Origin of the sequence: Cryobacterium sp. TMT2-14, from assembly GCF_004402465.1 — a bacterium.
Classification (GTDB): Bacteria; Actinomycetota; Actinomycetes; order Actinomycetales; family Microbacteriaceae; genus Cryobacterium; species Cryobacterium sandaracinum.
Genome location: NZ_SOFV01000001.1, coordinates 37,311 through 48,778, shown reverse-complemented (window position 1 = coordinate 48,778; position 11,468 = coordinate 37,311). Strand labels below are relative to the sequence as shown.

At 67.0% G+C, this 11,468-nt stretch carries 11 protein-coding genes and 1 tRNA gene; 2 read left to right on the top strand and 10 right to left on the bottom strand.

Annotated features, from left to right (window positions below; translation table 11 throughout):
- Positions 1-22: 22 nt before the first annotated feature.
- The 3 genes from E3O28_RS00260 to E3O28_RS00250 all read right to left on the bottom strand — a co-directional run bounded on the left by E3O28_RS00260 (position 23) and on the right by E3O28_RS00250 (position 2,839).
- On the bottom strand, positions 23-991 hold the full coding sequence (locus tag E3O28_RS00260) for an FKBP-type peptidyl-prolyl cis-trans isomerase (RefSeq protein ID WP_104102087.1): 969 nt from the start codon (positions 989-991) through the stop codon (positions 23-25).
- 79 nt (positions 992-1,070) lie between these two features.
- The gene (locus E3O28_RS00255) at positions 1,071-2,102 is read right to left on the bottom strand and encodes a tRNA (adenine-N1)-methyltransferase (protein WP_134342882.1); all 1,032 of its coding nucleotides are present in this window, start codon (positions 2,100-2,102) and stop codon (positions 1,071-1,073) included.
- A gap of 26 nt (positions 2,103-2,128) precedes the next feature.
- Positions 2,129-2,839, bottom strand: a complete 711-nt coding sequence (locus E3O28_RS00250; RefSeq protein WP_277874667.1) for an HAD family phosphatase — start codon at positions 2,837-2,839, stop codon at positions 2,129-2,131.
- A 91-nt stretch (positions 2,840-2,930) separates the two neighbouring features.
- Between E3O28_RS00250 and E3O28_RS00245 the strand changes: the two genes are divergently transcribed.
- Positions 2,931-3,875 (top strand): PAC2 family protein, encoded by a 945-nt coding sequence (locus E3O28_RS00245; RefSeq protein ID WP_241972944.1) that lies wholly within the window; start codon positions 2,931-2,933, stop codon positions 3,873-3,875.
- Here the strand turns inward: E3O28_RS00245 and mshC are convergent.
- From mshC to E3O28_RS00230, 3 genes are read right to left on the bottom strand one after another with little or no spacing between them, the layout of a single operon-like run.
- Complete coding sequence (gene mshC / locus E3O28_RS00240) at positions 3,872-5,152, bottom strand: cysteine--1-D-myo-inosityl 2-amino-2-deoxy-alpha-D-glucopyranoside ligase (protein ID WP_134342880.1); 1,281 nt, start codon at positions 5,150-5,152, stop codon at positions 3,872-3,874. The genes E3O28_RS00245 and mshC overlap by 4 nt on opposite strands.
- A gap of 13 nt (positions 5,153-5,165) precedes the next feature.
- Entirely contained in the window at positions 5,166-6,020 is an 855-nt protein-coding gene (locus E3O28_RS00235) for an undecaprenyl-diphosphate phosphatase (RefSeq protein ID WP_134342879.1), read from the bottom strand.
- Positions 6,021-6,038: 18 nt separating this feature from the next.
- Positions 6,039-7,364: a M20/M25/M40 family metallo-hydrolase gene (locus tag E3O28_RS00230; protein ID WP_134342878.1), complete on the bottom strand. Its 1,326-nt coding sequence runs from the start codon at positions 7,362-7,364 to the stop codon at positions 6,039-6,041.
- Between the two features lie 116 nt (positions 7,365-7,480).
- Between E3O28_RS00230 and E3O28_RS00225 the strand changes: the two genes are divergently transcribed.
- Positions 7,481-7,563 (top strand) — tRNA-Leu (locus tag E3O28_RS00225).
- Between the two features lie 500 nt (positions 7,564-8,063).
- On the opposite strand, the gene E3O28_RS00220 is transcribed toward E3O28_RS00225, so the two are convergent.
- From E3O28_RS00220 to E3O28_RS00205, 4 genes are all read right to left on the bottom strand, one after another.
- Positions 8,064-8,372, bottom strand: a complete 309-nt coding sequence (locus E3O28_RS00220; RefSeq protein WP_104102102.1) for a hypothetical protein — start codon at positions 8,370-8,372, stop codon at positions 8,064-8,066.
- Between the two features lie 398 nt (positions 8,373-8,770).
- Positions 8,771-9,271, bottom strand: coding sequence for a CarD family transcriptional regulator (locus tag E3O28_RS00215; RefSeq protein ID WP_104102105.1), 501 nt, complete (start codon positions 9,269-9,271; stop codon positions 8,771-8,773).
- A gap of 134 nt (positions 9,272-9,405) precedes the next feature.
- Positions 9,406-10,431 (bottom strand): agmatine deiminase family protein, encoded by a 1,026-nt coding sequence (locus tag E3O28_RS00210; protein WP_104102107.1) that lies wholly within the window; start codon positions 10,429-10,431, stop codon positions 9,406-9,408.
- Positions 10,428-11,420, bottom strand: a complete 993-nt coding sequence (locus tag E3O28_RS00205; RefSeq protein ID WP_134342876.1) for a nitrilase-related carbon-nitrogen hydrolase — start codon at positions 11,418-11,420, stop codon at positions 10,428-10,430. Before E3O28_RS00205 ends, E3O28_RS00210 begins: the two co-directional genes overlap by 4 nt.
- Between the last annotated feature and the right edge of the window lie 48 nt (positions 11,421-11,468).

Sequence of the window (11,468 nt, the reverse complement as noted above, 5' to 3'; positions counted from 1 at the left end):
TCCGCCGCTTGCAGGCCGAGACTTAGTTCACGCCGAGGATATCGACGACGAACACGAGCGTTGAGCCTGCGGGGATCTTCTGCGAGGCCTCATCACCATAAGCCTGATCGGCCGGGATGACGGCGATGACCTGCGAACCGACAGTCTGCCCGATGATGGCCTGGGCGAACCCGGGGATCAGCCCGCCCTCGGTCTTCGAACCGTCCACGATCAGGAACTCGGCCGGTTTCCCGGTCTGCCAGCTGGAATCGAAGACCGTGTTCTCGTTCCAGAGCACGCCCGTGTAGTGCAGGGTCGCAGTGTCGCCTTCCGCGACCTGCTCGCCATCGCCCTTCTTGAGGACGCCGATCTGCAGCTCGGTCGGCGGCTCACTCGACGGAATGGTGAGGCCGGGGGTTCCATCAGTCGCAAGGACAACGGACGGAAGCCCGCTCGCGACCGACTGGTTGGCGCCGTTGGCCCGGAGCAGGTTGGCTCGCACGACGTCGATCACGAAGACCAGCGAGTCGTCGGCGCCGATGCCACTGTTGGGGTCTCCGCCGGCCGGACCGAGCCCGTCGTCCGGGGAGACGATGAGAGCCAGCCGGGATCCGACCTGGGCGCACTCCAGGCCCATCGCCAGGCCCGGGAGCGACTGTTCGTCGTCCAGGACGATGCTGGCCTGGTTGACCCCGTCGTACTCTCCCGCGCTGATCAACGCACCCGTCGTACCGTTGTAGAGGCTGAGGTCGAGCTTGACCAGCTGATCCGGGACGAGACCGGCACCCGTGCCGGCGATGATCTCACTGGCCTGGGTGGAGTCCGTCTTCAACGGGGTCGGGAAGTCCACCGTCGGCGCGGAGCCGAATTCGCCCGACACCGACACGAGCTTCGACGCTGCCCCCTTCGTGACCGGCGCCTGGCAGTCTGCGGCGTCGACGGGGGTGCTGCAGCCGGTGAGGACCGCGACCAGCAGGCCAGCGGAAGCGATGAGTGCAGGAGCTCTACGCACGGGATCTCATTTCAGTGTGGGGCAGGCGATTATGCGGGACAGGGGCAAATTCGGGGCCGGATGACAGGCCGAAACAATCCTAACGGGCGTTGGGTGCGAGGTCGTCGGGTTCGCCCGCGTCGAGCCCGCGAGCCTTCGAGATGGCCGCGCCTGTCTCGGCCATCCGCACGCGCTTGCGCATGACCTTCGAGCTGACACTGCGTTCGCCGAGGGCGCCCGGCGTCCAGGCCTCCACATCGGCATCGGAGAAGTCGGTCTTCGACGGACGGCGCTTCAATTCGGGAAGAATCGTGTCCGGGGCGAGACGGCGGGCCGTGATCAGGAAACCCGTGTGCCCGATCATCCGGTGATCGGGCCGCACGGCGAGACCCTCGACGTGCCACCCGCGAACCATGGTCTCGTTCGAGTCCGGGTTCGTGTAGAAAGCGGTCGCACGAATGGCCTCGGCCACCCGCGAGAGTTGGGTCACCGTGGCCACGTAGCAGAGCAGCACTCCGCCTGGCTTGAGCGCGTCCGAAACAGAGCCCAGGCACTCCCAGGGCGCGAGCATGTCGAGCACGACCCGGTCCACGCTCTGGGCCGGCATCGTGTCGGGGAGGGTATCGGCGAGGTCGCCGAGCGTGATGCTCCAGTTGGCGGGATCAGACCCGAGAAAGGTCGCGATATTGTCACGGGCGACATCCGCGAACTCGCTGCGGCGTTCGAATGAGGCCAGCCTCCCGGCGGGGCCGATGGCGCGCAGCAGCCAGAGCGACAGGGCGCCGGAACCGACGCCGGCCTCCACCACAGTCGCCCCCGGGAAGATATCGGCCTGCGCGATGATCTGGGCGGCGTCCTTGGGATAGATGATGGCAGCGCCTCGCGGCATCGACATCACGAAGTCGTTCAGCAACGGCCGCAAGGCGAGGTGCTCCACGCCGACGTTGTTCGTGACGACCGAGCCGTCCGAGACACCGATGACGTCATCGTGCGCCAGGATTCCCCGGTGGGTGTGGAAGACCTTGCCTGGTTCCAGGGTGATCGTGTTCAGTTTGTTCTTGGGTCCGGTCAGCTGTACCCGGTCGCCGATCCGGAAGGGTCCACTGTTTTGGATGACCTGATTGTCGCTCATGCGTGCGTTACGTCCTTGCTCTCGGGTCAGTGTGGGTCGGTCGGGGCCGGCTTGCGGCCGAGGGATCCGCGACGGGCGGTGTACAGCGAGGTGAAACCGTGCAGAGTGCGACCGGCGAGGGTCGGCCAGAGCTCGTAGTGCGCACTCTCGGGCAGGGAGACCATGTGCGGGACGCCGACGACGACGGCCCCGGATGCCACGGCGGCCGCGATGCCCGGAATGGAGTCCTCGACCGCGATGCAGTGCTCGGGGTCGACGCCGAGCAGCCCGGCAGCCGTCAGGTACGCCTCTGGATGCGGCTTGCTGTTCGTGACCATATCGCCGGCGATAATGGTGTCGAAGGCGGTGAATCCGACAAGTTCGGCGATCTGTCGTGCCATCCGCTGCTGTGACATGGTGACCAGCGCCATGGGGACGCCGGCGGTCTTGAGCTCGGCGAGCAGCTCGAGCGCGCCGGGCCGCCACGGGGGACCGCAGGTTCTCAGGAGTTCCTGGACACGGCTGGTGAGCCGGTGCACGATGGCGTCGCCGGCCAGATCGACGCCCCGATCCTGCAGGATGACCGCGGAACCCTCGAGGCCGGAACCGACCAGCAGCATGGCGTCGCTGTGGGACCAGACGCCGCCGAAGGACTCGACCAGTTCCGTCTCGGCCCGCATCCAGTACGGCTCGGAGTCCACGATGGTGCCGTCCATGTCCCAGAGCACGGCCGCAGGCAGGGGGGAATTGATTCGGATCGCGTTCACGGAGTTCAAGTGTAGGGGGCACCGCCTATCCTTGATGGATGGTGCGCCGTGCGGGGCACCCCGTCGAAAGAGGTTTCGGACAGTGACAGAGGCTAATGGGTTCCTCAACGGTCGCCTCCTGGTGGTGGCGTTCGAGGGTTGGAACGACGCCGGCGAGGCGGCGACCGGCGCCGTGGGCACCCTGAAAGATCTGCTGGATGTCTCCCCGGTCGCGGAGATCGACCCAGAGATCTACTTCGACTATCAGTTCAACCGGCCCACCATTTCGGCCGGCGGCGAAGACGGCCGGCGCAAACTGGAGTGGCCGGGTGCGGTACTCTACGGACCGACGACCCCCGCCGAGGCCGGGGCTCCCCTGGCCGACGACGCCCAGCTGCGCGTCAGCGGCACGAACGCCGGAAACATCTATCTGCTCCTTGGAACGGAACCGTCCCGCAGCTGGAAGGGATTCGCCGCAGAGATTCTCGACGCCGCCCTCGCCGCGGATGTCGGCGGCATCGTGTTCCTCGGGGCGATGCTGGCCGACGTTCCTCACACCCGGCCTATCTCCATCTTCGTCTCCAGCGACAACCCGCAGGTACGAGCCGAACTTCAGGTTGAGCGCAGCACCTACGAAGGCCCCGTCGGCATCCTGAGCGTGCTCGCGATCGCCGCGGAGGAGGTCGGCATTCCGACCCTGTCGATCTGGGCGTCCGTCCCCCACTACGTGCACAATGCGCCGTCGCCGAAGGCGATGCTGGCACTGATCGACAAGCTTGAGGAGATCATCGATGTCGTCATCCCGCGCGGCGACCTGGTGAGCGAGGCCGATGAATGGCAAAGCGGCATCGACACGCTGGCGGCCGAGGACGACGAGATGGCGGCCTATATCGGGCAGCTCGAACAGGCTCGCGACACGGTCGATTCCCCGGAGGCCAGCGGCGAAGCGATCGCCCAGGAATTCGAGAAATACCTGCGCAAGCGCGGCGATGGCCGGGACGGCCCCGGCGAGGGGCGCCCGCCGACCGACTCGCCCCGCCAGCCCTAAAGAGCCACGCCGAGCAGCGCGTCGACCGCGCGGGCCAGCAGTGCCGGATCGTCGACTCTGTCGGAGTCGGCTGCGGCGGCATCCACGACCGCCAGCGCGCTCGGGGTGTCGAGGTCGGCGGCGAGGGCGGCCCGCAGCCGTTCGATGACCGCGTGCGTGTCGAGGGTTCCGGCCGTGCCCGCTGTCCCGAAGGCCGCGGTCCAGGTCGCGAGGCGGGCCACCGCCGCCCGAAGGTGCGCGTTCGTCCACTCCCAATCGGCGCGGTAGTGCTGGTCGAGCAGGGCCAGGCGGATTGCTCGCGGGTCGGTTCCCGCGGTGCGCAGTTTGGACACGAGCACCAGATTTCCGAGCGACTTGCTCATCTTCTCGCCCTGATAGGCCACCATGCCGGTGTGGCTGTAGACGCCGGCCAGCGGATGCCCGGATAGGGCTGCCGCGTGCCCCGCACTCATGTCGTGGTGCGGGAAGATCAGATCGCTGCCGCCGCCCTGCACCGTGAAGTCCGTGCCGAGTTCCTTCAGTGCGATGACCGAACACTCAATGTGCCAGCCCGGACGGCCGGCGCCGACGCGCGACGCCCAGGACGGTTCCCCGGGGCGGGCCGAGCGCCAGAGCAGCGGGTCGAGGACGTCCCGCTTGCCGGGACGGGCCGGGTCTCCCCCGCGTTCGGAGAACAGGGTGAGCATGGCCTCGGAGTCGAGATTGCTCTCGTCGCCGAGCGTCCACGAGGTCGCGCGCTGCGCGGCCTCAATGTCGAAGTAGATGTCGGAACCGGCGGCCGCCGTCGGCTCGGGCGCGCCTGCGGCGGCCGCGTCCACGGGGACCGGGTACGCGAGGCCGGCATCCCAGAGCTGGGCCACGGCATCCGCAATCTCGTCGATGACCTCGGTGACGGCGACATAGTCGTTTGGCGGGATGATCCCCAGTGCCTCCATGTCGGTGCGGAAGAGGTTCACCTGCGACTCGGCGAGAACCTCCCAGTCGACGCCGGTGGCGGCGGCTCGCTCGAGGAGCGGGTCGTCGACATCCGTCACGTTCTGGGCGTAGTGCACCCGATAGCCGCCGTCCAGCCAGACCCGCTGCAGAGTGTCGAAGGCCAGGTAGGTGGCCGCATGGCCGAGGTGCGTGGCGTCGTAGGGGGTGATCCCACACACGTACAGCCGGGCGACGTCAGTGGGTTTGGCCTCGATCAGGGCCGCGGTGGCGGTATCGTGCAGCCAGGGTGCGCCGGACTGACCGGGGAGTTGCGGAATTTCGGGTCGTCGCCAGGCACGCATCCTCCCAGCCTAACTAGGCGGAGATGGTGTTCGTCACCAGCAGGCCGATCAGCACGAGGCCGAGCACGATGCGGTAGATCACGAACGGCAGGAAGCTACGTCTGGAGATATAGCTCATGAAGAACTTGATCACGAACAGGGCGACGACGAAGCCGATGACCGTGGCCGCCAGGGTGTCCCACGGGCCGAAAATCTCCGGGGTGCAGTTTGTCGCACCCTCCAGGCACGGCTTGACGATCGATTTGTACACCTGGAACAGCCCGCTGCCGAGAACGGCCGGGATGGCGAGCAGGAAAGCGTAGCGGGCGGCGGCGGCGCGCTCGTACCCCATGAACAGGCCGGCGGTGATCGTGCCTCCCGAGCGGGATACGCCGGGGATCAACGCGAGGGCTTGGGCGAAGCCATAGACGATGCCATGGGGCACGGTGAGGTCGCCCAGCCGGCGGCGATTGGCCCCGACGTAGTCGGCGATGCCGAGCAGGAGGCCGAAGCCGATCAGCACGCTGGCGGTAATCCACAGGTTGCGGAGCGAGGACTCGATCTGGTCCTGGAAGAGCAGGCCGAGCGCCACGATGGGCAGCGATCCAAGGATGATCAGCCAGCCCATCCGCGCGTCCGGGTCGGCGCGCGGAACCTTGCCGACGAGGGACTTGGACCACTGCCCGATGATGCGCACGATATCGCGCCAGAAGTAGATCACCACGGCAGCCTCGGTACCGATCTGGATGATCGCGGTGAAGCGGGCTCCCGGGTCACCTCCGGTTCCTAGGAATTCCCCGACGATACGGATGTGGGCGCTGGAGGAGACCGGGAGGAATTCGGTAAGTCCCTGCACGAGTCCCAGGATGAGTGCGTCGATGAAGTTCACGAAATGCCCTTTTGCTGTTCAGTAGTTCGAGAGCAGGTCGGTCAGGACCTGCCTGCCAAACACTAACGCGTCGAGAGGCACCCGTTCGTCGACCCCGTGGAACATCGCCGGGAAATCGAGGTCGGCGGGGAGCTTGAGCGGGGCAAAACCGTAACCCTTGATCCCGAGGGTGCTGAGGGCCTTGTTGTCCGTGCCGGCGGAGAGCAGGTAGGGCAGCACCGGAGCGCCCGGATCGTGTCGGCCAAGGGTCTCGACGACCGCGTCGACGAGGGGCCCGCCGAATTCTGTTTCGAGACCGATGTCGCGGTGCATGATCACGATCTCGATGTCGGGGCCGACCAGCGCGGCCACTTCGGCGAGTACGGAATCCTCGTCGCCGGGCAGGGTGCGGATGTCGATGAGCGCCTCGGCCCGGTCCGGGATGACGTTGTGCTTGTACCCGGCGTGCAGAACGGTGGGATTGGTCGTGGTGCGCAGGCTCGCTTGGATGAAGCCCGATGCCGTGCCAGTGGCGAGGGCCAGCTCGTCGGGACCAACACGTTGGGGGTCGACGTCGAGCACCCGTGCCAGCTCCGCCAACAGCTGGGTGGTGGTCTCGGTCAGACGGATCGGCCACTCGCGTCGTCCGACCTTGGCGACAGCCTCGGCGAGCCGGGTCACGGCGTTGCTACGGATCAGCCGGGACCCGTGGGCCGCCTCGCCCCGCGCCACAAGCTTGATCCAGATCAGCGCCTTCTCGCCCGTCTGGAGCAGGTAGGCACGCTGACCGCCGAGCGTGATCGAGTAGCCCCCGACCTCGCTGATGGCCTCGGTGGCGCCCTGGAAGAGCTCCGGACGGGTGTCGACGAGGTAGTGTGAGCCGAGCACTCCCCCGGCCTCCTCGTCGGCGAAGAACGCCACGATCAGTTCACGGGCCGGTTCCTGGCCGGAGCCGAGGATGTTTTGGAGCGACGCGAGCATCATGGCGTCCATGTTCTTCATGTCAACGGCTCCGCGGCCCCACAGGAGGCCGTCCTTGATCACGCCGGCGAACGGGTCCACCGACCAGGCCTCCGGGTCAGCGGGAACGACGTCGAGGTGGCCGTGGACCACCAGCGCCCCGCGGCTGCTGTCACGACCCGGAACGCGCACGACGACACTCGTGCGGCCCGGTTCTGAATCGAACAGCTGCGGGGCGAGGCCGAGAGACCGCAGGTTCGCCTCGACGTACTCGGCGGCATCCGTTTCGCCGTTCGAACGGCCCTCGCCATAGTTGGTCGTGTCGAAACGGATGAGGTCGCGAGCGATCGTGGCCGTGAGGTCCAGTGCAGCGTCGGCCGGCGTGTTGTCAGCAAAGGAAAGCATGCGTGTCACGCTACCGGGCCTCGCCGCCGGCGGGCGACGGTGGGCGCGGCTGGAGGGCCTCGAAATCCGTGCTAGATTACATATTCGGCGGCCGGGAACGGCCGCTGGAACACTCGGCCCGGGTGGCGGAATGGCAGACGCGCTAGCTTGAGGTGCTAGTGCCCTTATGGGCGTGGGGGTTCAAGTCCCCCCTCGGGCACAGAAATTAGATTCGGATCATTCCGACTCGTCATGTGGAAATAGGTCGCGACAATCGATACCGGTTGCGCGGCCTATTTTTTTATGGTCGAACGTTTCTCCGGCCGGAACGCAGTCTCCTCGCCATCACCCCGTATCGGAGGTCCGCCGGCGGCAGCCTCACCGCCGACATGCTCGGCGCCGCCCGCTTTCCCCGCAGGCGATCGCCACTGAAGAACTGGTTGGTGCCACCTACTGTCAACCGATCATCGGCTCCTCTCCCGTGCGCGCCTGGATCGCACACCTCATGCCGGCGATCCTCGACGGGACCGTCGATCCCGGAGGGTCTTCGACCGCACGGTGAACTCCGACGCATCCCCGTCGCCAACCGTGACGGGGCAACCGCGAAGCCGTCACGATCATGATGGCCCTCTGACCGGCCGCGTCGCGGCCAGAGGTCAGCGACCAAGGGAAGATCGTAGGGGCTGTGCTCGCAGTTGCCCGAGGTCGCGGCTTGGCAGCCTATTCCTCAAACGTCACGTTGCCGCGGCAGGCTTCGCCCGGGCTGGGCACCAGATCCTTGAAGCCGTGGCTGACGAACCGCCCGTAGCTCTGCACGCGCCCGTCCGTGACGAAGTCGTCGTTGAATTGGGGCGGCTGGTTTTCCTCAGCATCGGGGAGGTCCCGGCCCGAATAGGCGCACGCCGAACTCGCGTTCGTTGCGCCCGGGACCGGACTGCCATTGCCACTGGTCTCGCCAGCCTGAGCCGAAGTGGCGCCGACGAAAACAAGTCCGAGTGCGACAACGCACCCCAGTACCATGCGTTTCATGAGTAATCCTCTCAACAAGGGACGACCCGCCTGGCATCGGGTGAGCCAGCGTCCCGCCCCACCTTTGCGGAAGATACTCCTCGGTGGCTATCTGGACAACGGGCGTAAGACACATTCGGAGAGCCATCCATGACCGCGCGAACCGCTCGTTCCCCTCAGGCAGGCCAAGAGCCGCAGCCGCATCCGCATCCGACTTCGAGGAGTCGGTCGACGGTCTTCGGCCGCAATTTCTCGACCAGGAGCCGGTATTAGTTCTCCTGCACCTCGTCAGGGATGTACCGGGACGCGGAAAGCACGGGCGGCGGTAAATCATCGACGGCCCGAGCACCCGCTCGTGGAAGGCATCCGACACGTCGTCGTGTCGGTGGATCGCTTGGGCGTCGAACCGCCGCGCGGGGCTAGACCGCTTCGGTGAGGGCTCCGGAGAGAACCTCGTCCAAAGCCAGGACGGTGTCTTCCGGCGATGTGCCGAGCGCCAGCGCCAGCTCAGACTCGAGGAGTTGACGGGACTTGGCGAGCATCCGCTTCTCACCGGCGGACACGCCGCCGTCCTGTTCGCGGCGCCACAGGTCCCGGACGACTTCGGCGACGCGCGTCACGCTGTCACTCGCCATCTTCTCTTGATTCGCTTTGAACCGGCGGCTCCAGTTCGTTGCTTCCTCCGTGAACGGCTCGCGTAGAACCTTGTAGACCTCTTCCAGCCCAGCGGCATCGATGACGTCACGCACTCCGACAAGCCCCGCATTCGCGATGGGAAGTTGGATTGTGAGCTGCGACGAATGCACGCGCAGCGTCATCGCCGGCTGGGCGACGCCCTTCAGCGTTATGGTGGAGAGCTCGGTAAGGGTGACCGCACCGTGGTGCGGATAGACGAGGGTTTCCCCAACGATGAACTTCAAACTGACTCGATTCAGATCGTGCTGCATGCGGCGTCCCGGTGGCGCCGACTAGCCGAATTCCCGGCGGCCAACCTGTCAATCGTGCCACAGTCCCCTGAACGTTCACCTTGCGGCAGCAAGCGTGGCGCGGCGTACTACCCGGCCGATGGCTGCTGCTGGGTGATGCAGTGGATGCCGCCGCCGCGCGCGAACAACGGCCGCGCCTCGACCGACACGACCGTTCGGCCCGGATACGCCGCGGCCAGGATCTCCCGGGCGACCTGGTCGGCCCGTTCCTCGCCGAAGCCGCAGGCGATCACGCCGCCGTTGACGACGAGGTGGTTGACGTAGTTGTAGTCCACGAAGCCGTCCTCGTCCGTGAGTGCGGCCGGTGCCGGCAGGTCGACGATGGTGAACGGCCGGCCCGCCGCATCCGTCTCCTCGGCGAGAACGGCGCGGAGCTGCCTGGTCACGGCATAGTCCGGGTGGGCCGGGTCGTTCTGCGCGTGTATCAACACCGTTCCGGGCGACGGGAGGGCGGCCACCATATCGACGTGGCCGCGGGTTCCGTAGCGCTGCTGGTCCCGGCTCAGGCCGCGCGGCAGCCAGACCAGGCGGGTGGCGCCGAGGGTACGGGCGAACTCGGCCTCGATCCTCGCCCGGTCGACGTAGGGGTTCCGGCCCGGATCCAGTTGAACGGTCTGCGTGGCCAGCACCGTTCCCGCGCCGTCGACGTGAATGCCGCCGCCCTCGTTCACGAGCACCGAGGAGATCGCACTCGCGCCAGAGGCGGCGGTGACGAGCCTGCCTACCTCCATGTCTTTGCCCCAGCGCGCCCAATCCTGGGCACCCCAACCGTTGAATGCCCAGTCCACCGCCCCCAGCTGCCCGTCATCACCCAGCACGAAGGACGGGCCGATGTCGCGCATCCAGGCGTCGTCAAGTGGTGCCTCGATGATTTCGATTTCCGCGGAGAGGTACCGCCGAGCGGTCGCCACCTCGGCCGGGTCGACGACCATGGTGACGGGTTCGAATTCGAGGACCGCGTGGGCAACCGCGGTCCAGGTGCCGCGCGCCTCGTCGGCGGAATACGCATCCGTGCCGAGCGTGTAGCCGTCCACCGGGAATGCCATCCAGACCCGGTCCTGCGGCGCGGTCTCCGCCGGCATCAGCCAGGTCACGACTCCCCCGACGTCACCATCGCACCGAACGGATGAGCCGGGTCGACCGGCGTGGTCAGCCCCGCATAGCTGTCCGGCCGTCGGGTGGCCAGGAAGGGAAACAGCGTGAGCCACTCCTCCCGTTGTGCCAGGTCGAGGTCGGCAACCAGCACCGCGGACTCGTCACGGGGAGCCTGCACGAGCACACGACCGTAGGGGTCAGAGATGAAAGAGGAGCCGTAAAAGGTCAGGTCGCCCTCGTCGCCGTGACGATTGGGCACCACCATGAAGAGGCCGCTGGTGATCCCGTTGGCCACGATCACCTGCCGCCAGAGCGGTTGGGTGTCGAACGCGGGGAAGCCGGGCTCCGAGCCGATCGCCGTGGGGTAGACCAGCAGCTGGGCGCCACCGAGGCCGTACAGCCGCGACACCTCGGGGAACCATTCGTCCCAGCAGGTGGGCAGCCCGATCCGGGCACCGCCCAGTTCCTCCGGCGCATAGACGGGATACGCGTCCTCGGCTGGGCCCGGTCGGAACCAGGTGTCCTCGTAGTAGCCCTCGGTGACCGGGATGTGCAGTTTGCGCGTGCGACCGAGCAGCCGACCGGTCGGCGAGACCAGGATGGCCGTGTTGTAACCACGCGGGTCCTCCGGTGCATCCTCTGCGTCCGGTCTCTCGTAGAGGGAGGCGTGCACGACGACGCCGTGCAATTTGGCCTGCTCAGCCGCGAAGGCGAAGGTCGGTCCGGTCAGCAGGTCCTCGGCCGTCAGCTTCGGCACACCCTGTGCCCGTGAGTTGCCGGGGTATTTGCGCAGCGTCAGCTCGGGCAGGAAGGCGACGCGGGCACCCTGATCGGAGGCCAGACGGATGCCCTCGGCCAGCTCCGCGCGCAGCGTGTTTTCGTCGACGTGCCAGCGGTGCTGCACGAGCCCGACCCGGAGCGGCGGCCGGGCCTCGCCCGACGTGCGGGTCAGCGGTTCGGCGATGCCGGGCGCGTTGATCACGAGCATGACGAGACCTCCCTGCGGAATAATTGATCACTTGATCAATAACCGTTG